This window comes from Methanobrevibacter sp. V14, from assembly GCF_963082475.1.
Taxonomy (GTDB): Archaea; Methanobacteriota; Methanobacteria; order Methanobacteriales; family Methanobacteriaceae; genus Methanocatella.
Genome location: NZ_CAUJAM010000001.1, coordinates 110,879 through 133,270 on the forward strand (window position 1 = coordinate 110,879; position 22,392 = coordinate 133,270).

The following is a 22,392-nucleotide window of genomic DNA, read 5'->3' on the forward strand; positions in this document are numbered from 1 at the left end:
TAAGCGAGAGCAAATGATAAGTAATTGATATCTTCTAGGGCGTCATCATTATTAATATTGATTTAACCTTGTAAAATTGCTTCAATTCATAACTTACAAATTTATAAAAGATTAAAACCAAAATAGAAAATACAAATTCAAATTTAAGAAGGTTAAAAATGAATAAGAAAGATTTTATTTTAAGAACAAAAATAATCAAAGAATCGTTTAAAGACGAAAGGCCTATTAAATGCCCAACCCCTTGTGAGATAAAAAAACTTGATGATAATGTCCATCCTGGAGGAGACATCTTTACAACAGAAGACGGGGATTTTATTGATTTTGAATTTCAGTTAAACGACTTTGACGAAGAAGAACTAGCAAAATATGTAGGATTTGCTGAAAGTTTATATGAAAAACACCACAAACATGTTGCAATTTACTTATTATGTCACCATGACATTGAGGTAAGTGTTAAAGAGATTGAGATAACTTCAGAAGCTGAATTTACAATCAAACTTGCATGTTCCAAATTCGATCCATGCCATATCATCCTTGAAACCGTTAAGGATAAACTTAAAAACAATATTCCTCTTGAAAGCGACGATATTGATGTTGTTCGGATACTTCCAGTGATGTGTAAAAAAAATGAAAGGAATTATTTTAGACTGGAAACATTGAAAATACTTAATCAAATCCAATGAATTATTTATTCCATTTTAAAATAGTTTTACCAAAGCGTGAAATATAATCTTTGTTAAATGCATCTTTTAAGTCATCTAACGTGTTTATTTCGCAAATATTAGTTATCAGCTTTTCTAGATATTCAAATAGTTGAGAATTTTGTTCGAGAGTTTTAACAACTCCAACAAAGTCTTCCCTATCAGATCTACTGTTTCCCTGAATAGTCAATCCTTTTTCTAAAACCATTCTTGTATTAATTGGTACTGGATATTCACTAACGCCAAATAAGTTTATAGTTCCTTGAGGATTGATTAAGTCAATGATTTGATCAATAGCTGATTGAGAAGCACTTGAACCAACACATTCAAAGGCATGATCAATTACTAAACCCTGAGGAACATTATGTATCTGGTAAATTGCATCTGCAAAGGAGAATGAATTTAAGTTTTCCAAATGCTTTCCAAAAACCATTATTTTAGATTCTGGAAATTTCTCTTTTAAAAATAATGCTGTAATAAAACCCAAATTGCCATCGCCCCAAACTCCTAAAACCTCTTTTGGAGTAATTGCAATTTCTGAAAACTTAGTTATTCCTTGATAAGCTACACTCATCAATTCAATGAATGCAGAAACATGCATATTAAAATCATCGGGCAATTTAACAAGACGATCAGGTTCTAATTTAACTAAATCTGATGTGAATCCATCAAAACCACTCCCTCTAAATTTGGATTTATATGAATAATTAGCCCTGCAAACATCTTCACCCTGAGGTGTGTTTGGAATCATTACAACCTTATCTCCAACATTGAAATTGCTTGAACAGTCAAATACTACCTCACCAATTCCTTCATGAATTAGAGCCATTGGCAATTTTTTTTCTAAAACCTCAATAGGCCTTAAACCTTGATAGTATCTTTGGTCTGCTTGACAAATTGATAGATATGTTGGCCTTACTATTACACCATCAAGTTCCATTTCATCAATATCCTCTTCAAAGAATTTTGGAGATTTCAATCTATAACTAACATTAATCATTTCCATCCTCAAGTATTGTATTTGCTAATTTTAAATCATAGGGATATGTAATTTTAATATTTGTCTGTTCACCCTTAACTAGATGTACATCTTCTTCCTTAAGTGTGAATATTTTACATGCATCAGTGAGAATATTAGTTTCAGCTTCTGTTAAACTATTAATCAAGTTAAAAAGTTTCTTTATATTGAAGCTCTGTGGAGTTTGGCCTTGGTAATAATAATCCCTCACAGGAATGCTTTCAATAGTTTCACCATTTACACTTTCAACGATAGTGTCGGTTGCCGGAACAACAGTATCGCAAGCACCATATTTTCTAGCAGCATCAATATTATCATTAATAATCCTATGGGTTACAAAAGGACGTACTGAATCATGAGTAATGATAATGGATTCATCATCAATACCGAAATTTTCCTCAATATATTTAATGCTATTCATTATGGTATCATTTCTTGTTTCCCCACCTTTAATAACTATAATATCCTCATTTTCACCAATATACTCTTTAATCAAATCATTTGTGTGATTTATAAATTTTTTCGGTATTAGCACAATGGTTTTATCAATATTCTTATTTATTACAAATTTTTCAATGGTATGAATAATAACTGGTTTATTTCCTAATGTCAAGAATTGTTTAGGAGTATCCATACCTCCCATTCTTGAACCTATCCCACCTGCCAAAATTGCTGCAAAAATCATGAAATTCTACTCCTTTTCAAATATTATTAGATAATGAGAGTTTTCATTACCTATATTTTCGTTTAAATGACTCCTTTTAAGACCATGATTTAAAAATAAGTTTTCTAACTCTTCAGGAGAACTTCTAATTTCAACTGGAGGACCCATAGACATTTCAATAGCTTTGAAATCAACAATAACAATCCTTCCTCCAGATTTGATAAGTTTTTTTAGAATTTCAATAACCTCGTCCATCTCACCAGATGCTTTAAATCCATGGAATACATTAACCATTAAAACAACATCAATAGACTCCTCATCGATATCTGAAACATTAATAATGTCAGATTCTATGCTGATTATATTTTTAATATCATATTCTTGAATATAATCCTCTAAACTCATAATTGATCCAACATGAGAATCAACTGCATAAACAACTCCTTTTGAAAGATATTCCCTTGCTGCTTTTATAGAAATATAACCTTCACCACAACCAACATCTAAAAATATCATTATCTTTGAGTTCTAATTCATCTAAAATATCATTAGCATTGAAAAATTTTGCACTTGATTTACCATGATGTATATGTTGCATAATTACACCTAACTAATAATCTTTAAAAAATAGTATTTAATGATTTTCAATAAATAAAAAAAGTTTTAAGAGAGTTTCAAACTCTCAATTAAAAAAATCATTCCTTTTCAAACATGATTAAAAAGTGAGATTTGCCTTCAGGAATGTCCTCACCAATTTCTTCGTTTAAATAACTCTTTTTAAGCCCGTGATTTAAGAACAATTTTTCCAGATCCTCAGGTGAAGATCTGAATTTTGTAGGAGGGCCATTTGGAACATCCCATGCTTTATAATCCATGATTGCAATCTTGCCGTCATTTTTAATTATTCTATTTAATTCAGAAACCACTTCATCAAGTTTTCTTGAAGCTTTAAATCCATGGAATACATTAACCATTAAAACAACATCAATTGATCCGTCTTCAACTCCGGGAATGCCTTCAGTGATATTCGCTTCAATATTGATTAAATTTTCAACATTATTCTCTTTTTTATATGTTTCCATATCCTCAATTGAAGCATCATAAATATCTACTGCATAAACAGTTCCTTTATGATTATAATCTTCAATTATCTTAATTGCATTATGACCATCACCACAACCGGCATCCATGAATACTTCGTCACCAGTTAAATTTAATTCCCTGATAATTTCATCGGAATCTAAAAAATTAGCACTTGAAAATCCATGAGCCCTATGTCCATTTTCTAGCATCATCATTTATCACCTAGAATAATAGATTTGAAAAAAATAGTATATAATTATTGTCAATATGAAATAATATAAATAACACTTAAAAATAGTTAATAATAAGAAAAAAAAGTTATAAGAGGATTATTTTTTCCAAGTTTGTTTAACTCCTCTCCCTCTTTTACTACCAGGTTTAGTATAACTTCTTTTTTGTCTGGTTCTTTTGTTAGTTCCTTTAATTTTTGCCATATTTTCCCCTCCTTAAAAATTTATTAATTACAGTATTAGAATTAAATCTATAACAAAAAAATATTTAGTTTTAAATATATTTAAATCTTTTCTTTAAGTGGTATATTCTGCATTAATTTTAACATAATCATATGTTAAGTCACAGCCCCAGGCAGTAGCTTCACCATTGCCCAAATACATCTCAATATTAACCCTGATATTTTTTGACTGCATTATCTTTTCAGCCCTTTTGAGATAAGGAGTATCTTCAAAAGCTAATATTTCGCCTTTTTTAACTAAGTTAACCTCATCTTCCCCATCAGCAATGGCTATTGTTACAATATCCGGGTTTAAATCACATCCAGAATATCCAATTGCAGAAACAATTCTCCCCCAATTAGGATCTCCACCAAATACTGCAGATTTAAATAAATTCGAAGAAATAATTGATTTTGCTGCCAGACGTGCATCTTCATCATCTCTAGCGCCCACTACATTAGCTTCAATAAATTTAGTAGCTCCTTCTCCATCACGAGCCATTTTACGAGCCAAATCAATGCATAAATAATTTAAAGCTTCCTGGAAATTTGAATCGATTTCGCCATCGCGAACAATATCAACACCTGATTGGCCGTTAGCCATCATTAAACAAGTATCATTAGTGCTTTCATCCCCATCAACAACAATCATGTTAAAACTGATATCAGCTGAGGTTTTTAAAGCTTTTTTAATATCTTCTGAAGCAATTACTCCATCAGTTACAATAAAAGACAACATGGTGCCCATATTAGGGGCAATCATTCCGCTTCCTTTAGTGATTCCGGCGATTTTAACTTTTTCACCTGTTTTTAAAGTAACTTCAACGGCACATTCTTTAGGAAAAGTATCAGTTGTCATTATAGCTTTTGCAGCGGCTAGAGAATTTTCAGGATTGCTTCCTAATTTAGATAAGGATTCATAAGCAACTTTAGAAATTATATCAATTGGCATTTCACGGCCAATAACTCCAGTTGATGAAATAGCTATTTCATCTTTAGGCAATTTCAAATCTTTCGCCACCAATTCAACTAATGTTTCACAATCTTTAAAACCCTGTTTTCCTGTAAAACAATTAGCATTGCCACTATTAACAAAAACAGCAGAAACGATACCTTTTTTTAAAACATTTCTAGTATAATCAACAGGAGCCGCAACTACTTTATTTGAAGTAAAAACCGCTGAAGCAGTACTGTTTGGACAAAAAATAATACTGACGCCATATTTACCTTCACGAGCCCCGGATACCTTTAGATTTTCAATTACTGAAAATCCGCCATCTAGCTCTTTAATAAAATTCATAAATATCACAAAAAGTTAGTTCTCACTAGTTTGATACTGATTAATCATTGGGGAGGTGTTATTTTCGTTGAAATCAACACTATCCAATGTTTTATCATAATAAACCTCATCAGTATCATTTAAATTATTTGTCATTTCTTTAGTAACATTTTTAAAATGAGGTCCATCCGCATCACCATTATCATCAAAACTTAAGGAGACACCCATTCCAGCACCGATAACAAATGCAATCAATGCAATAATCATGATTAAAACAAGAGACATGTTAGTTTTTCTTTTATGTCTATTTCCCCTATCACTATGTTGTCTAACCGGAGCAAATTGACGAGTATTACTTTTATTCCTTCTTAGTTTTCCTCCAGAAGTTTGCTGGCGACCATTGCCTGATCGCAATACCCTTTTATTCTCTTTTTTTCGTCTCATATTATCTCATATTAAATTTAATTTAAGCTACAAAAGCATATAACAATGCTAGAATAATACCAATAAAACTAAACATTCCTAATCCTAAAATTGACAATAAGTAAGCAAATATAAACACAAATAGAAATACACCAATTAATTTTGGTTTTTCATTTTCAACTAAATTGATTAAAGTTCTTGTAAATTCAGATGGAATATTATAAGCATATAATCCATTAGCTAACTCAAAAACAACTAATGATAATGGAGAAGTTGATTCTAAATCATCAACCAGTTGAGCTCTTTCACCAGCTTCACGTCTACTTCTTCCTATCCCTGCTCTAATTTTAGCACCATTATCTAATGCAAACCAAGCTGCATCAAGTCCCGCACGGATTGCTAAATCTTTTGATGGGAATCTTGCAATAAAATCATCCCCACCTTCACGATAACCCTCTACTTCCCCATCACATTCTGTTTCAATGAAATTTTTAATGCCAGTCATCAGCTCAACCAATCGGTTCCTACCATTTTTACTGATGAATTTAGTAGAATCAATTAAATCGATGAATAAGTAATTTTCCAAATCTACTGGCCGGGATTCTTTAAGTAAGAAAGGCGAATCAAATACCAATGCATATTCCCCACCTAATTTTGTAAACGCAATACCTGGAAAACTTCCAACATTTTGAGTATAGTGAATTGCACGTTCTATTGAAGCAGCACCAGTCATTCCAACAGCGGATATTACCTGAATTCCTTCTGATAATCCAATGCCGATTAATTCAATAGCTACACGTATTGCATCATTTTTACTTAACATTCTTGCAACAAGTTCCGTTGCTGTTTTTTCCACAATTTCACCCTTCTCATTTTCAATAATCTTAACAAAAATGTCAATTAAACGGGAAGGATGTGGAAGTTCAATGTAAAAGTAGCGATCACTTCCCATGATAATGTTGCTCACTAATGCATATTCTTCGATTTTATTTTCTGCAGGTTTTAATTCATGAAATGTATAATTGTCTGGAAGATTTTCAGCACCGACATCACGAACAAGATTTTGTAAAATAGTATCTGAGGTAATTTCTGCTTTTTCAAGTTCAAAAAGAATGGTTTGAGTATAATTAAATAACTCCACATATTCTGTTTCTAAAGAATTTGTTGGGAAAAACTTAGTTCCAATAGCAATTGGAGTGAGTTTAGCAGCGGATTTGATAATTGATTTGGTTAATAAATTAACCATCTAAATTACCTCCTTTTTCCAGCTCAATTTCAAAATCCCCCGGTTTTTCTAAAAGCATATCTGGTTTTACAGAAACAAAAGGGAATTTCCAAGATCCAAGTCTTCCGGCAATAGTGCTTGCAATATTTCTTGAATTTCTTTTAATGAAAACTTCATCATTTTCACTTACGCGAATCAATATGTTATATGGAGAGGTTTCTGTAACCTCATCTGCTAATAAAATATTCAATTCAAAAGTGCCGGGTTTTGTAAATAAATCATTACGCACAGCGATTAAAGGTTTTTTCTCAAGCCCTAATCTATCTGCAACAGTAACAGAAATGTTTCCTGCATTTTTAACAGCGATTTTATAATCTTTAGGATGAACCAATACAAAAATCACATATGGAGCTGCTATTTCAACATCATCAACCATTTCTACAATTTTATTAAACATTGGTATTTTTGCAAAAATATTCTCCAGCCTAGATTCTGTATTATTTTCATTATCAATACGTATAATTGATTGTTTAGCAATATTTAATGGAGAAATCTCCAAACCTTCTTTACCAGTGTAAATTTCCCATTTTTTGAAGTTTAATTCTTTAATGATTTCATCACAAATATGTTGTAATATGTTCCTATCCTTTTTAGGTTTTTTTGGTTTTCCAAAGGTGAGTCTGCCGTTATCAATAGTGAAAGGTATTCTAATTGATGAAATATTCCTAAATTCAGCAGCATAATCTCTGAATTTATCATTTGACAATACTTTTGCTTTTTCACGAGTAGCAATTTCTAATATGAAATGGTCTGCATCATTTCCAGAGGGAACCTCTTCCACATTTTCACTTTCCAATAACTTTAAGAATTTTTCTTTATCATCAATATCATGACGTAATGATGCATCGGCAATAATTACAAATTCATCTTCACTTTCTTCTAATGCTTTTACTACAGCAAGAATATTAGCCATTTGAGGTTGTCCGTTTTCATTTTTAACATTATGAGCTACATTAGAAGCATCAACGACCACTTTCATAATATCACCTAAACAATTAATTTAATTCAGTTTGTTATATTTATTTTATTCAATATTTAAATTTAATTTATATTGCATTTCTTGGATACTTTCCAAATAATAATTTTTCACCACTAACTTCATTAAGGAAAATTTCGATTTCGTCTTCTGTAATATTGTAAACATTGTATGAATTTTTATTTTTACCTCTGAGTTTAGTAGAACATAGTGAACCTGCATTTACAATCACAGTATTGTTTATCTTCCAAACATTAGGCACATGTTTGTGACCGGATAAAACTAAATCTACCTCATGAGTTGTTAAAGTTTTTAATATATCCCCTGCATCGGATAAAACATTACGTTCACGGCCGGTTTTAGGAATCGAGACAACATGATGATGTAATGCCACTATAGAAAATTTCTCATTAATTACGCATTCATCTAATTGATGTTCCAACCACATATGCTGAGGCGTTCCAATATGACCACTATTCTCATCAGGAGAACTGCTGTCAATGCCCATTACAGTAAAATCATCATCCATAGTTAATTTCCAACTTTTCTCACCGATTAGCTCTTCAAAAGTCTGATAACCTAAATTACGGGCATCATGGTTTCCTGGAACTGCAAATAATGGAGCATCAAACATTGCCAAATATTTAGTTGCTTGCTGATACTCCTTATAATAACCATTATCTGTAATATCTCCAGTTAAAATAATCATGTCTGGCCGTAGATGATTGATTTCAGTTACAGCATCCATAAATACTTTTTCGTCAAATGAATCCTTGGATATATGCAAATCAGAAATATGGGCAATTACTATCATATTATCTATTGGTTTAATTTCATAATAGCTTCAGCCAAGTCCCCTTTGCATTCTTCAAGAGCCTCTCTTGCTTCATCTTGGGACACATTAGCACTATTGGCTACCATCTCAATATCTTCATCAGGAATTTCAATTTTATATTCTAATTCAACTTCACGAGCTTTACCATCAATCTGATAAGTTTCTTGTCCCATTACATTCATTAAACTTACATTAGGATTGTCAATAATTAATTCCTTATCTTCAAAACGGATAATGACCTCAATAGCACCTGGAAGATCCTCCATTTTCATACCCATTTTTCTCATTTGTCTTTCCATTTGTTTCATTTGTTTTTTGTTCATACCTGGTATCATATTTAATCCTCAAATAAAATAACTATTTATAATTATATTAGTGATTATTATTAAAATTAACTTAATTTTGGGCTCTTTCAAAAACTTTGTTGATTTGAAATTTTTTGATGAAAATTAGTTTGGAATTTTTAATTTTGTCTAAAAATAGTTAAATTTAATAAATAGGTGGAGTAAAAGTTTTTATTATGCCTAATCAAAAAACAAATACTCCAAATAGTATTTTAGATGTTAAACAATATATATTTTGTGATTTTAATGATGGATTTGTCCTTTCAGATCCTCGTTTTGTGAAAATTTTTAAATCCTGTCAAAAGGCTCTGAAATCTTTTGATTTGAGTTTTAAGAAGGATGTTCCGTATTTTAAAATGAGTTTAGCTCGATGCCCTCATTGTGGAACTCGTCATGTAGTTAAATATGGTTTTACAAAAAGAACATTAGTATTTAAAGAAATAGGCAAAACTAAGGTGAAAGTTCAGCGTTATATTTGTAAACGTTGTGGTAAAACCTTTCAAACTGATTTAACAAGTCTTGTTGATAAAAACAGTAATTTTACGAATGAATTGAAAAGTAAATCAGAGCATTTAATTTCAGATTATCTGGGAAGCTTGAAAAATGTTTGTAAATCTTTTAAAAAATTCTTTGGAATAACAGTTTCACATCAAACGATTGAAAATTGGCTTTTTGTTGATGAAAACATTTTAGAATTTGATTTAGGTCGTTGCTCGGGATATTATGTCTTTGATGTAGAATGGATAAAAATCAATGGAGAATGGAAATATCGACACACATTACTTGATTCAATTTCAAATTGCATCGTAGCCGATGCAATTTACGATACTGAAGATGAAAACACTGTTGAGAAGTTTTTAAGAGAATCTACAGTAAATAAAAATAAAATTGCAATCACAACAGATTTAGATAAAAAATATGCCTCAATTATACCAAAACTAGGTTTTAAACACCAATTATGTATTTTCCATACTAAAAAAAGTTTAAATAAACAATTAAAAACTTTTAAAGATAAAAATCTCATTTCTGACGAAGAATATCAAGAATGCCGCAAACAACTGAAAATAATCAAAGATTTATTCGATTTAAATGATTACGATGAATTCAAAAATGAAGTACAATCTTTAATTTATCGCAAAGATGATTTTCATCCAGTTATTTACAAAATAATCAGAAAATCAATCACTCCTCGATATAAAAGCTTTATTCATCACTTAAAAGATAAACGAATTGAAAAAACAAGTAACAAAATTGAAAATGCCTTCCAAAAAACAATGCCAAAATCTAGAAAAAGAACATTCAAGACCAAACGAGGTGTTTTAAAACGAATCTATCGCAGAGATTTAATTTGGAATGACAATCGCAAAAAGGATTTTGAAAATCAACAAAGTTTTTGAAAGAGTCAAAATAAAAACATATATAAATATCATTGTTATATAATAATAAATACATAAATTATAGGAGATTTAAAATGTCAGAAGATTTAGTAAAGGATATTAAAGACGCAATCACTCCAATTAATGACCCTCACATGGGAATTAGTATTGTAGATATGGGTATTGTACAAAATATTACCGTTGACGGCAACCAAGCAGAAATTATTCTTAAACCAACCAATCCAGGTTGTATGAGCATTACCCGTATTGCTGCTGATGCTAAAATCAGAGCTGAAAACGTGGAAGGTATCGAAAAAGTTATCATTAATGTTGAAGGACATGCTATGGCAGATTCTATTAACGAAATGATTAATAGATGAAATTTTAAAAAATTTAATTAATTACCTTTATAACCGAAACAGTTATATAATAGTAATTAACAAATATATAAGTGTTGACAGTTAACTGTCACACCAATCTTATAGGCTAGTGGCACAGCTTGGTTAGCGCGCTCGGCTGATAACCGGGAGGTCATGGGTTCGAATCCCATCTAGCCTACTAATTACTGATTTTCTAGAATTTTTTTATAACTTAAGAGTTTTATCGTGATTTTTTAGAAATTATTAAATACCTAATTCTAAAAATATTAACTTAAATGGACAAAAAGTTGGAATGATGATTAAAATGTGGGAAAAAGTTAATGAAAAATTTAAAAAATACCCTGCAAGACTAAGAGTTGCAGAAAAAATGATTGAACTTGGATTGTCTCTAGGTGAAGACGGTAAAGTTTATTGTGGAAATTTAAAAATAAGCGATAAATCATTGGCAACAGCAGCAAATGTTGACAGACGTGCAATCAAATCTACAATTGAAGTAATTCAAGAAGATCCAGAATTAAACAATATATTCTGTAATATCACCCCTGCCGGAACACTTTTAAAAAACATTGCCAAAAACCTTGAACTAGGCGTAATTGAGATTGAAGTTGGATCTGAAAATGAAGGCATACTAGCCAATATTACTAGTTTAATTTCAAAAAAAGGTATAAGCATTAGACAAGCTTATGCTGAAGACACCGAACTTCAAAGAAATCCAATACTAACAATAATTACTGAAAAACCTGTTAAAGGTAATTTAATAAACGAATTTTTAAAAATAAAAGGAGTAACAAGAGTGTCTATTTATTGATTTAAATTAGCACTTCTCGCTTTTTCCATTTCCCTATCTTCTTCTTCAAGAATTTCCATAAGTTCTTCCCAAGCTTCTAAAGATTCTTTAGCTGCTTCTTCGGTTAATTTTTCTATTGCAAAACCAGCATGGATTAAAACATAATCACCAACTTTTACTTCAGGTAAAAGGTCCAATTTTGCTTGTTGCCTGGCTCCGCCAAAATCAGCCACCAACAAATTAGCCTCTCTGTCAATTTCAATAACATGAGCAGGTGCTGCAATACACATGATTTCCATCTCCAAAATAATTTTATATTAATACTATTAAAAGTTAGTATTATATAAAACTATCTGAACAGGTGAAAAAATGAAAAATATTGTTATCGGATCAGGTCCCGCAGGAAGATTAGGTTCTTTTGAACTTGGAAAATTAGGGAAAGAGGTCACTTTAATTGAAAAAAATCATATTGCAGGAACCTGCTTAAATGAAGGATGTATGGTTGTTTGTGCATTAACTGACATCACCAAATTCATTGATTTAAATAAAAGATTTAATCATTACGGTTTTTTAAAAACCCAACTCGAATTATCTTATGAAAAGATTGTTGAAAAAATATGTGAAACCCAGGTTATACTACGACAAATAAACCAGATGGAAAATGAAAGTGTTGGAAACAATATTGTTTATGGAGAAGCCAGTGTTGAAGAAGGCACTGTTAAAGTAAATAATGAAACTTTTGAATATGATAATTTACTAATTGCCACTGGTGCTCGTCCATTTATTCCTGATATCCCTGGAAAAGAATATGGATTAACCAATAAGGATATTTTGAAACTCAATGATATTCCTGAGAAATTAAATATTATTGGTGGGGGAATTATTGCTTGTGAAATAGCCAATATTTATTCAACACTTGGCAGTGAAGTTAATCTTATTGCAAGAAGCCAAATTTTAAAAGATATAAGTGAAGCTACTAAAAAATATATCTTAGATAAGATAATTCCAGATGTTAACGTTTTAGAAAATACCAATATAAAACAAGCATTTAAAAATAAAATATTGACTGATAGTGAAGATGAATTAGAAGGCATTCCATTTTTTGCAACCGGCAGAACTCCAAACAGTGAGGTTGTAGATGGATTTGTTGAGTTAAATGATGATAAAACTATCAGAGTTAATGAAATGATGCAAACCAATGTTGATAATGTATATGCTGCAGGAGATGTTACTGGCGGATATCAATTAACACCCGTAGCAAGAATGGAAGGCATCACTGCTGCAAGAAATATGGCCAAGTATTCAAATAAAGTAAGCTACAATTGTATTCCTCAAACCTTAAGTTTGAACATGGAAGTTAGCTTTGTTGAAAATGAAAAAAACCACTTAAGCGATGATGATAAAGAAGTGATTGGAATACCTGGAATTGCAGGCCCACATTCCTTTTGGAACATACTAATGGAAGATACCGGATATACTGAAATTGAGTTTGATAAAAACAAGAATAAAATAAATAGAATAAATTCAATATCCCCATCATCAACAAGTGATGTGGCATATCTTTCATATTTGATGAGAATGGATTATGATTTAGATGATTACGGTGAATTTTTAGAAATACACCCATCAACTGATTCAAATTATAAAATTATTAAAAATATGTGGTTATAATAACCACTAATCTAATTTTTTAAGGATACTGCCTGCTAAATTATCAGCAGCATGTAAACATTTCTCACCATAAATTAAAGCATTTTCTTGAAGTGATTCGTAATTTTCAAATGCCTTTTTAATATTTTCATTAACGTCTTTAACTTCAGATTCAATCATAGCTCCCTTAAAAACGCCAGCCATATTCTGATATCTGCCCCATTTTACACGAGTAAGGGCGATAATTGGTTTTCCACAAGTGAATGCTTCTTCAAGAGAAACACCGTCATCTGTCAGTACAGTCAAATCAGAGAATTTGAATAAATGATTTATCCAGTCAATATAACCTGCATAGATTATTTTATCCTCATTGATTAAATCATAATACTCATCATGTAATGGCAAACCCACTAAAACTAGGTTATACTCATCAGTTCTATTGGCAACCAAATTAATAGCTTCAATTGTGCCTTTAAAAATAGATGAACCAGATGAAAATACAATAGTTTTTTTATTTTCATCGAAATTAGGGAATTCTTTTAATTTTTCTAAAGCAATTTCAGGCTTGCCTTCACCAATATCATTAGCTAATGGATAAAAAGATTTTTCCATATTATTGGGAAGTTTATCCCATCTAAATTTATCCAATTCCGGTAAAATAAAACAATGATTAAATTTTGGACATACTTTTGAATCAAGAGGCGTTGAAATTAAAGAAAAAGTAGGAATCCTAGCAAGTTTTCCTCCAAAAGACCCAACAATTGCACCTCCTCCTAAAACACCAATGACAAAATCAGATTCGGATTTTTTGATAGCTTTTCTAGTTTTAAAAGCAGCAGGTATTAATTTAAGAGCTCCTTTAAGAGCAGATAATTTAGTTGCAGAATGACCTCCAGCTTGAGGGATAGATATTTTATGCCAAGAATATCCATGTTTTTCAAATAAAACACCTGGAGCAGACTCATCCAATGCAACATCACAAATTATACCTCGCTTTTCTAATGCACTCATAACATTTAAAGCAATCATAGCATCCCCACCAAGTCCCCGACCAGTGACTACAAATAATGCCTTCATAAATCATTCTCCTTTATCTAAACGTGAAACATAACTGTTTGGAACATATGTGTTGTGATTTGGAGCATGAGGATTGTACAATAATCTCCTAAAACCTAATGAAATCAATAATGGATTTTTAATATTATATTGCTTATCCTCTAAAATCCATTTTCTAAATAAATCTCCTAATCCTCCCCCAGTCAAAACATCCATGAAAAAGTCACCAAATGTTGGGTCAAGAATACGGAGCTTTTGTCTAAAGAATATGATTAGGTTATTGCGTCTTACAAAAGCAATGAATGCAGTTGTTATAAATCCGAATACCAGTACTCCAACCAATTCTCCCATTACATAAAATGCTAAACCAAGTGCCACGCCAAATGTATGGTTTCCAACTTCACCCAACATGATTTTTCCTGAAAAATCAAGCGGACAATATCCTAAACAAACAGCTAACAACAACAATGGAGTATAAACAGCAGGCAATTCAGCATATGGTTGGGAACCGATTAATAATGTTGCAACAATTGTTAGAACTGACATTATAATTGTTACAATACATGCAGATCCCGGTTGCATATCTGAAATATTTAATGGCTGAACCATAAGTGCAACAAATATTGCAGATATGCCTAAACCTTGATATATCCCAACAATCATCACCGCAATTATTCCGATTCCTCTTGACAATTGACCCCATTCAATACCAAATGGAGATTTTTTTCTGCCCAAAACATCATCGATTAGTGCAAAAATACCTATGATTAAAATTAAATTGTTAAATCTTGGTAGCATGTAAAAAGACAATATTACAAAAGGAACAATACCTACAGCACGTGGAATTCCTCCACGAACATTCGGATATAAGTTACCTAAATATCCCCTTTTTCCTAAAAATCTAAATATTATATCTATAATAGCCGTACCTATTGCGGATAAAACAAAAACAAATATTAGTGCACAAAGTATCGATGAATACATCATATTAAATCACGATTATAATTTTTATATATATAAGATTTAAATTGTTTTTAATATATAAAATTAAGCAATTTTGTACCTTAAAATAGCCGCCATCCCACCTAAGCTTTCTAATTGTTTTCCACCATCATGTTCACTACTGATGACCATTACTTCACCTTTCATGTTTTCAACCATATCCATTGCCTCATCCATGTCTTCACTTGCTATTTTCGTGTCAAGAATTAATAATTGGGATACCGCACCTAAATTAATGGCATTTTTAGTTTCTTTTATACCATAAGTGATTTTTGAAGAGTTTTTGCCAATATTTTCCAATAAATTATTGACAGCTCCCATTTCTTGGGCAACTCTATTTTCGGAAGTTAATTTTTCAACAGTGCCTTTTTTAAGAACTTCATTTATTCCATTTCTTCCGCCGGCACCGGTTGAGTCAACAACGGATATTTTAGCTAAATCTTTATGATTGTCTTTTAAATAATCATGAAAATCATTTTTAACAAAACCCGGCCCTGCAATTACAATATTTTGAATTGAATCAAATTTAGCAATTGATTCTATGACTTTTTCATAAAATTGAGTGATATTTTTTTGCCGATTTTTATCTAAGATGCGTTTACCTGAGACATTGCCTTTAATTGGACCATAATATTCAATTCCGAATTGTCTCATCAAACCTAATGTTGCAGTGTCATCTTCTAAAACTACAATGATTGCAGATAATTTACGGGAAGCCTCAATTGCTTGATTTAATCTTTTAATAGCCCACTTAGACCATCTTGGTTTGGTGATTTTTAAAGGAACATTCAATTTGACTTCCAAAGTATGATGTGATCCGAGAGGTATTAAATCTTCCGGACCTCTTGTAATGACGCCAGTTAATCGCAGTTTTCCTGTGAATAAATGAAAAGAAATACTTTCAATATCTAAACCTAAATAGAAAGTTTTTTTAATTCCCCTATCACTTCTGATTGTATCTCCAGTGTTGTCCTGTATACGCCTAGTTGTTTTAGAGGAAGCATTATCCCCAATCTGTATTACATGGGATAAATGCCATAAATCATCCAATGTTTCTGGAACTACTTCTACAATTCCTTCCTTTTCATCTTCGTTTATAATTTTCATACTAACATTAATTAGATTAATAAGTAATAGTATTAAAAATTTATCATACTGAAAATTGTCTATTGTGTGATTCCAATTTAAACAAATTTTCATTTGAAACTTTTACCTGATATCTGGAGACAGCGTTATAATTTAGTGCTAATAAATCACGTGTTGTGAAATAAGTTAATCCAAAAATAATCAAGCACATAAGTTTTTGAAAAATAATATAGTGACAAAAGAACATCAATTTAGAGGTCGGGGAAAGATTCCATACCTTTCCCCAAATATGGTTAGATATCAGATAATGATTAAGAGGGAAAATGTAGGGCGTTTGGTCCCTACATATATTGGACTAATTCGTCATGCCCGGCTTTATTTCCAGGTTTTACTTTATCTATTGCATCTTTAAAGTATTTGTATGGGATTTCACTAGCTTCAATGTTATCTCTTAGTGCAAGCATTGCTGCTTCCCTACATATGGATTCTATGTCTGCTCCAACATAACCCTCAGTATTTTTAGCTAATTTTTTAATATCAACATCACTTCCAAGCGGCATGCCTTTTGTATGTACTTTAAAGATTGATATTCTTGCTTCTTCATCAGGTTCTTTAACCTGAATATGTCTATCAAATCTTCCAGGCCTCATAAGTCCAGCATCTAAAATGTCCGGTCTGTTGGTTGCTGCTATAATTGCTACATCTTCAAGTTCCTCTAAACCATCCATTTCAGTTAAAAGTTGGTTAACAACTCTTTTTGTCACACCGCTATCAGTGTCATTTCCACTACGTGTGCTGGCTATTGCATCTATTTCATCGAAAAAGATTACTGTTGGGGAAGCTTGTTTTGCTTTTCTAAATACTTCACGAACACCTTTTTCAGATTCCCCTACCCATTTAGATAAGAGTTCAGGACCTTTAATTGAAATGAAGTTGGCTTCACTTTCACTTGCTACTGCTTTTGCAAGTAAAGTTTTACCAGTTCCAGGAATACCATAAAGTAATGTTCCTTTTGGAGGCCTTATTCCTAAGCGTTGGAATGTTTCTGGATGTTTTAACGGCCATTCAACAGCTTCTTTTAGCTCTTGTTTTACATCTTCAAGTCCACCTACATCGTCCCATTTAATATCTGGGATTTGTACTAAAACTTCTCTAAGAGCGGAAGGTTGAATTTCTTTTTGAGCATTTTTAAAGTCCTCACCAGTTACGACAATTTTTTCCATTACCTCTTTAGGAATTTCTTCATCGTTTTGTATTTCAGGCAGGATTCTTCTAACTACTCTCATTGCCGCTTCCTTACATAATGATTCGAGATCTGCTCCCACGCAACCATGAGTAGTATTTGCTATTTTATCAAGGTTTACATCATCTGCAAGAGGCATGTTTCTTGTGTGAATTTCAAGAACTTCTTTTCTTTCTTCTGAATCAGGCACTCCTATTTCAATTTCACGATCAAATCTTCCAGGTCTTCTAAGAGCAGGGTCTAGAGAGTCAGGCCTATTGGTTGCTCCAATAACTACTACCTGACCACGGGATTTAAGACCATCCATTAATGTAAGAAGTTGTGCAACGGTTCTTCTTTCAACTTCCCCATTTGTTTCTTCTCTTTTTGGAGCAATTGCGTCTAATTCATCTATAAATATGATTGAAGGAGAATTTTCTTCTGCTTCTTCAAAGTATTCCCTTAAGTTTTCTTCAGACCCGCCTACATATTTGCTCATAATTTCAGGCCCATTTATTGCAATGAAATGAGCATCACTTTCACTTGCTACCGCTTTAGCTAGTAATGTCTTACCAGTTCCAGGAGGACCATGCATGAGGACTCCTTTTGGAGGTGCAATACCTAGTTTCTCAAAGAGTTCCGGTCTTTTAAGAGGAATTTCAATCATTTCTCTTACTTTTTTAACTTCTTCTTTAAGACCTCCAATGTCTTCGTAACTTACATTAACGAGGTTTCCAACACCTTCGATTTTGCTGACATCTACTGGAGTTTCATGTAATTGCACTTCAGTATTTGGCCCGACAATTACTATATCATTTGGATTTGTAGAGACTACTGCAAATTTAATTTCTTTCATTGCTGGAGTAAAGTCCATTAATTCATCAAAAATACTATTGAATCCCATTCCCATACTTGGTTTTGGTGCACGGATTTGAGATCCAATAATGTCTCCCTGTACCATTACTTTACCTGCAAATAATCCCCTTACGTCTCCCTGTACACGAATATTGTCTTCAGTTGGTGCAAGAACAACTTTTTTCGCTTCCGTTGCTTTTGCTTTTTTAACTAAAACTTCACCTCCGATGGTAGCCCCGGAGTTTTTGCGGATTAATCCGTCAATTCTTATAACTCCAAGTCCAATATCTGTTTGTGAAGGAAGAGCGATAGTGGCAGTTCTTCTCTCACCAATAATTTCAATTAAGTCTCTTTCATGGATTCCTAAATCTTCCATGACATTAGGATCAATTCTTGCAACTCCTTGGCCTACATCTTTTTGTGAGATTGCTTCTGCAACCTTTAATGTAATTTCATTTTCTGCCATTTTCTCATCTCCTTGTTTGTATGTAATCTAATAATTGTAATTTGTCAAAATCTTTTTGTTACTTTTTGTAACTTTATTGACATACTAATCTGTATGTGTCTTAATATATAAAGCTTTCGGTCAGGATGATTTTTTTAAACCATTTAAAAATTAGTTATTCATTATTTAAACAATACTGAATTCAATTTAATCAAATATTTAACTTAAAATTAATATTAATAAAAAAAGGTGAAAATTAAATATGTATTTTAAATTTTAAGATTTAATTACTTTTAGATACTTTAATGTTTGTTCGTATTTAGTAAAACAATTTATCTGATACTTCCCCCAAAACCTGTGAATAAATCTTTGACATTTTGAATATCTTCTCTGGTTAATGTAGTAACCTCAAAAGTTAAGCTAATAAAGTCATCGTCAATTTGAGGACCGGCATATACATCAGTTAACCTAATATCAATAATATTATCAATTTTCATTACTGCATTTTCAATTGTTTCAACATGAACCCTCTTAGAAAATACGCAACTAATCGATTGGGTTACGGTATTTAAATTATCAATTTTCCATTTATAAAATTCTTCAGGATGTAAAATCCTAATATTTGCAATACGAAGTTTTTTAACTTTACTGCCCTCTCTTAAAACAGCAGTTTTACCATCGACACTTTCTAAAATTCCCGTGTGGATTTTTCCAGAGTAGATATGTTTTAGACCAACTTCCTGACCAATGGAATTGTTTAAAATAATGTATTCATAGTTTAGGGCATTAATAGCTTTATCGCTCCTACCTAAAGCATTTGTAATATCTCCCATATTTTTAGTTGCCCTAATGGCTATCTTTACAAATTTCTCTTCATCTTTATCATTAATAACATCTTTTAGTTCATTTACAGCTTCAGCAAATGTATTTCTAATTTTAGAACCATTATTGTTCATAGACTGAATATTGTATGTTAAATATGGATTTTGAGCAACAATACGGGCAATCATATCAATCATTAGATTGTATATTGGACTTTCATAATCTTCAGTTTCAGACAAATCCACTTTAAGTTTTTCAATTGCAGAAGCGGTTGAAATGAATGAGAAGTGGGTTAAGACTTGAACTATACTCATCATAAAGTCATGTTTTTTAGCAGTAGTTTCGATAATTCTCATATTTTTATTGGATAAGTAATTATAAGCTTTCCTGTACCATTCCCCCTTTTTATCAGCAGCCAAAACAATAACTTGATTGTCAAGTCGGGTAGTGCGTGGACCAAAGATTGGGTGTGTTGGAAGATATTCAACAGTATCAGGCAATACTTCTTGCATTGTTTTTAATGGTTCTTCTTTAACGCTGGTTACATCAACCATTAAAGATCCACTTTTCATAAATGGAGCAACCTCACGAATAACATCTGAAGTATATTGAATAGGTACACTAATAACTAAAATATCACTAATATCTGCTATCTCAATATTAGATTCAATATAGTTGACATTTAATTCATCTGCAACTCCACGACCTTTTTTATGGTCTGTGCCTGTAATGTATACTTCAAATTCTTCTCTAAAATAGTAAATGAGGGTTTTTCCCAAACCATCACTACCTCCAATAATTCCAACATTCATTTTAATCAATCTAAATTTTAATTTTTAATCAATATAAAATTATATCCCAAATTTTCAGGCTCTTTCAAACTTGTGTGACTTCACTTTAAACAAATTTTTCATTTAAAAATTTTCCCTAATCTGAAGGAATCTTTATAATTTAACGTTAAGGAACCGTTTATCGTGAAATAAATTAAGTGCATAAATTAATCAAAAAATAACCCTCACACAAGTTTTTGAAAATGTCTAGATTTGCAATACAGCAAATTTTTAATACTCCATAAACTCAACTATTAAACATTAGCGAACATATTATTGAAGCAATGGGATTGAGCAAAGTAACAATTAAAGATGGTAAAGTAATAAATGTTAGTGAACCTGAAATCGAATACTGTCCCCTTTTTGATCACCACCGTGGAATAAAAAAACTCACACCAGAGGCAATAGCTGAAAATATGCAATTTAGAATCGATGATTTTGGAATGTGCACTTCCAAAAGGCAACTAAGAATGAAAGACTTTTTAAGCTTTGGTATTTCAGAGATTATTTGCACATTGCTTGATGAAAAAATTATTGATTGTGCTGTAATGGTTTTAGAAGGTTGTGGAACATTAGTAGTTTGGGACGGAGAACTTGTTCAAGGAATCGGAGGACGGGTTTCAGGTCTTTTCAAGACAAGTCCCATACCAGAGCTAATAGCCAAAATAGGTGAAGAAAATATTGTTAATCCTAAAACTGCTGAGATAAACCAAATTAAGGGAATCAAACTTGCAATTAAAAAAGGATTTAAGAATATAGCTGTCACTATTGCCGTTGCAGGTGATGCAAAAGAAATTAAAAAACTTCAAAAAGAACATCCAGACACCAATATTTATGTTTTTGTTGTACACACCACTCAAAAAAGTGCCAAGGAAGCTAGAGAATTATTTGATATAAGTGATGTTGCAACAGCCTGTGCTTCAAAAAATATCCGTGAAATCGCAGAAGCCAAGTGCATAAAAACTGTAGGACAATCAATACCGATTTATGCACGAACTGAAATGGGCAAAAAGTTTCTAGAAATGCGTTTAGCAAAAATTGGTGGGGAAAAACCTAAAAAAGATAATCCTGATTTACCTTATCCCATGATATAAAATTATTTTCTAGGCAAAATATTGTTTGGAGAAACCATGAATTTATTATAAAATTGTTTTTTATATTTGATAAATGGAAATTCAACTCCACTAACTCCCCATTTAGAATTATATCCAAAAATATTAATATATTCCTTTAAATCGCCACGTTCATTCATTAATGCTTTTGTTAAATCATACAAGGCTTTTGTATCATCAATTGCTCTGTGAAAATTAACTTCTTCAATACTGTAATGTTTAACACCATCTATTAATTTGTGAGGATAATCTTTACGATCTTTTAAAACTGTTAAGGCATCTAACCAATTCATTTTAGAAACAATATCATATGCTTCATCGGGAAAATGTCTTTTAAGTAAATTATAGACAAACGACAGGTCAAATTGACAGTTGTGAGCTATCATTAAAGTTTCCGGAGTTAATTTTTCTTTCAAATCCTCAGCAACAACATATTCATAAACCCCCTCATCAGATAACAACTCATCGCCAATGCCTGTTAATTTTATAATTTTTGAATCAAGAGGCTCTTCAATATCTATGAATTCATCATATTCTTCAATTATTTTGCCCTCTTCAACAATCAACATTGCAAGTTCTATTATCCTACAATTTTGACAATCAAGACCACTTGTTTCAGTATCAAAAAATATAATTTTTATAAATATCCCACCATCAAGTATAATTTTAATTAATTCTATATAGTTATAACTACATAACTATTACTGATT

General features: G+C 31.6%; 23 protein-coding genes and 1 tRNA gene. 7 read left to right on the plus strand and 17 right to left on the minus strand.

Going from position 1 to position 22,392, the window contains the following annotated elements; genetic code table 11:
• Window positions 1-158: 158 nt before the first annotated feature.
• Complete coding sequence (locus tag Q9968_RS00565; RefSeq protein WP_305512412.1) at window positions 159-683, plus strand: hypothetical protein; 525 nt, start codon at window positions 159-161, stop codon at window positions 681-683.
• 1 nt (window position 684) lies between these two features.
• Here the strand turns inward: Q9968_RS00565 and Q9968_RS00570 are convergent, their stop codons facing one another.
• The 10 genes from Q9968_RS00570 to Q9968_RS00615 form a co-directional block, all read right to left on the minus strand.
• On the minus strand, window positions 685-1,707 hold the full coding sequence (locus tag Q9968_RS00570; RefSeq protein WP_342765928.1) for an alcohol dehydrogenase catalytic domain-containing protein: 1,023 nt from the start codon (window positions 1,705-1,707) through the stop codon (window positions 685-687).
• Window positions 1,694-2,404, minus strand: a complete 711-nt coding sequence (locus tag Q9968_RS00575) for a 2-C-methyl-D-erythritol 4-phosphate cytidylyltransferase (RefSeq protein ID WP_305512416.1) — start codon at window positions 2,402-2,404, stop codon at window positions 1,694-1,696. The genes Q9968_RS00570 and Q9968_RS00575 overlap by 14 nt, the downstream gene beginning before the upstream one ends.
• Window positions 2,405-2,410: 6 nt before the next feature.
• Complete coding sequence (locus Q9968_RS00580) at window positions 2,411-2,899, minus strand: class I SAM-dependent methyltransferase (RefSeq protein WP_305512419.1); 489 nt, start codon at window positions 2,897-2,899, stop codon at window positions 2,411-2,413.
• 179 nt (window positions 2,900-3,078) lie between these two features.
• Window positions 3,079-3,681 carry a class I SAM-dependent methyltransferase gene (locus Q9968_RS00585; protein ID WP_305512421.1) on the minus strand — a complete coding sequence of 201 codons (603 nt, stop codon included), beginning with the start codon at window positions 3,679-3,681 and terminating at the stop codon, window positions 3,079-3,081.
• Window positions 3,682-3,993: 312 nt separating this feature from the next.
• Window positions 3,994-5,217: a bifunctional ornithine acetyltransferase/N-acetylglutamate synthase gene (gene argJ / locus Q9968_RS00590; protein ID WP_305512423.1), complete on the minus strand. Its 1,224-nt coding sequence runs from the start codon at window positions 5,215-5,217 to the stop codon at window positions 3,994-3,996.
• 15 nt (window positions 5,218-5,232) lie between these two features.
• Window positions 5,233-5,640: a hypothetical protein gene (locus Q9968_RS00595; RefSeq protein WP_305512425.1), complete on the minus strand. Its 408-nt coding sequence runs from the start codon at window positions 5,638-5,640 to the stop codon at window positions 5,233-5,235.
• 22 nt (window positions 5,641-5,662) lie between these two features.
• Window positions 5,663-6,865 carry a hypothetical protein gene (locus tag Q9968_RS00600; protein WP_305512427.1) on the minus strand — a complete coding sequence of 401 codons (1,203 nt, stop codon included), beginning with the start codon at window positions 6,863-6,865 and terminating at the stop codon, window positions 5,663-5,665.
• Window positions 6,858-7,883 (minus strand): Zc3h12a-like ribonuclease, encoded by a 1,026-nt coding sequence (locus tag Q9968_RS00605; RefSeq protein WP_305512430.1) that lies wholly within the window; start codon window positions 7,881-7,883, stop codon window positions 6,858-6,860. Before Q9968_RS00605 ends, Q9968_RS00600 begins: the two co-directional genes overlap by 8 nt.
• 67 nt (window positions 7,884-7,950) lie before the next feature.
• Window positions 7,951-8,694: a metallophosphoesterase gene (locus Q9968_RS00610; RefSeq protein ID WP_305512432.1), complete on the minus strand. Its 744-nt coding sequence runs from the start codon at window positions 8,692-8,694 to the stop codon at window positions 7,951-7,953.
• Window positions 8,695-8,699: 5 nt separating this feature from the next.
• Complete coding sequence (locus tag Q9968_RS00615) at window positions 8,700-9,050, minus strand: nascent polypeptide-associated complex protein (protein ID WP_305512433.1); 351 nt, start codon at window positions 9,048-9,050, stop codon at window positions 8,700-8,702.
• A 185-nt stretch (window positions 9,051-9,235) separates the two neighbouring features.
• On the opposite strand from Q9968_RS00615, the gene Q9968_RS00620 reads away from it, so the two are divergent.
• The 4 genes from Q9968_RS00620 to Q9968_RS00635 all read left to right on the plus strand — a co-directional run bounded on the left by Q9968_RS00620 (window position 9,236) and on the right by Q9968_RS00635 (window position 11,623).
• Complete coding sequence (locus Q9968_RS00620; RefSeq protein WP_305512435.1) at window positions 9,236-10,456, plus strand: hypothetical protein; 1,221 nt, start codon at window positions 9,236-9,238, stop codon at window positions 10,454-10,456.
• Window positions 10,457-10,530: 74 nt separating this feature from the next.
• A complete protein-coding gene (locus Q9968_RS00625) occupies window positions 10,531-10,815 on the plus strand; it encodes a metal-sulfur cluster assembly factor (protein WP_305512437.1) in 285 nt (94 codons plus the stop codon).
• 103 nt (window positions 10,816-10,918) lie between these two features.
• Window positions 10,919-10,993: transfer RNA gene (locus Q9968_RS00630), tRNA-Ile, on the plus strand.
• Window positions 10,994-11,107: 114 nt separating this feature from the next.
• A complete protein-coding gene (locus tag Q9968_RS00635; protein ID WP_305512439.1) occupies window positions 11,108-11,623 on the plus strand; it encodes an amino acid-binding protein in 516 nt (171 codons plus the stop codon).
• On the opposite strand, the gene Q9968_RS00640 is transcribed toward Q9968_RS00635, so the two are convergent.
• Window positions 11,617-11,892, minus strand: coding sequence for a HypC/HybG/HupF family hydrogenase formation chaperone (locus tag Q9968_RS00640; protein ID WP_305512441.1), 276 nt, complete (start codon window positions 11,890-11,892; stop codon window positions 11,617-11,619). The genes Q9968_RS00635 and Q9968_RS00640 overlap by 7 nt on opposite strands.
• A 79-nt stretch (window positions 11,893-11,971) precedes the next feature.
• On the opposite strand from Q9968_RS00640, the gene Q9968_RS00645 reads away from it, so the two are divergent.
• On the plus strand, window positions 11,972-13,273 hold the full coding sequence (locus Q9968_RS00645; protein ID WP_305512443.1) for an NAD(P)/FAD-dependent oxidoreductase: 1,302 nt from the start codon (window positions 11,972-11,974) through the stop codon (window positions 13,271-13,273).
• A 6-nt stretch (window positions 13,274-13,279) separates the two neighbouring features.
• On the opposite strand, the gene Q9968_RS00650 is transcribed toward Q9968_RS00645, so the two are convergent.
• The 5 genes from Q9968_RS00650 to Q9968_RS00670 form a co-directional block, all read right to left on the minus strand.
• Entirely contained in the window at window positions 13,280-14,329 is a 1,050-nt protein-coding gene (locus tag Q9968_RS00650) for a glycosyltransferase (protein WP_305512445.1), read from the minus strand.
• Between the two features lie 3 nt (window positions 14,330-14,332).
• Entirely contained in the window at window positions 14,333-15,295 is a 963-nt protein-coding gene (locus tag Q9968_RS00655; RefSeq protein WP_305512447.1) for a cell wall biosynthesis protein, read from the minus strand.
• A 60-nt stretch (window positions 15,296-15,355) separates the two neighbouring features.
• On the minus strand, window positions 15,356-16,417 hold the full coding sequence (locus Q9968_RS00660) for an mRNA surveillance protein pelota (protein WP_305512449.1): 1,062 nt from the start codon (window positions 16,415-16,417) through the stop codon (window positions 15,356-15,358).
• Between the two features lie 320 nt (window positions 16,418-16,737).
• Window positions 16,738-18,939 carry a CDC48 family AAA ATPase gene (locus Q9968_RS00665; RefSeq protein ID WP_305512451.1) on the minus strand — a complete coding sequence of 734 codons (2,202 nt, stop codon included), beginning with the start codon at window positions 18,937-18,939 and terminating at the stop codon, window positions 16,738-16,740.
• 311 nt (window positions 18,940-19,250) lie between these two features.
• Window positions 19,251-20,561, minus strand: a complete 1,311-nt coding sequence (locus Q9968_RS00670; protein WP_342765929.1) for a prephenate dehydrogenase — start codon at window positions 20,559-20,561, stop codon at window positions 19,251-19,253.
• Between the two features lie 269 nt (window positions 20,562-20,830).
• Between Q9968_RS00670 and Q9968_RS00675 the strand changes: the two genes are divergently transcribed.
• The gene (locus tag Q9968_RS00675) at window positions 20,831-21,664 is read left to right on the plus strand and encodes a methanogenesis marker 8 protein (protein WP_305512590.1); all 834 of its coding nucleotides are present in this window, start codon (window positions 20,831-20,833) and stop codon (window positions 21,662-21,664) included.
• 2 nt (window positions 21,665-21,666) lie between these two features.
• Here the strand turns inward: Q9968_RS00675 and Q9968_RS00680 are convergent, their stop codons facing one another.
• Window positions 21,667-22,362 (minus strand): 3'-5' exonuclease, encoded by a 696-nt coding sequence (locus Q9968_RS00680; RefSeq protein ID WP_342765933.1) that lies wholly within the window; start codon window positions 22,360-22,362, stop codon window positions 21,667-21,669.
• Between the last annotated feature and the right edge of the window lie 30 nt (window positions 22,363-22,392).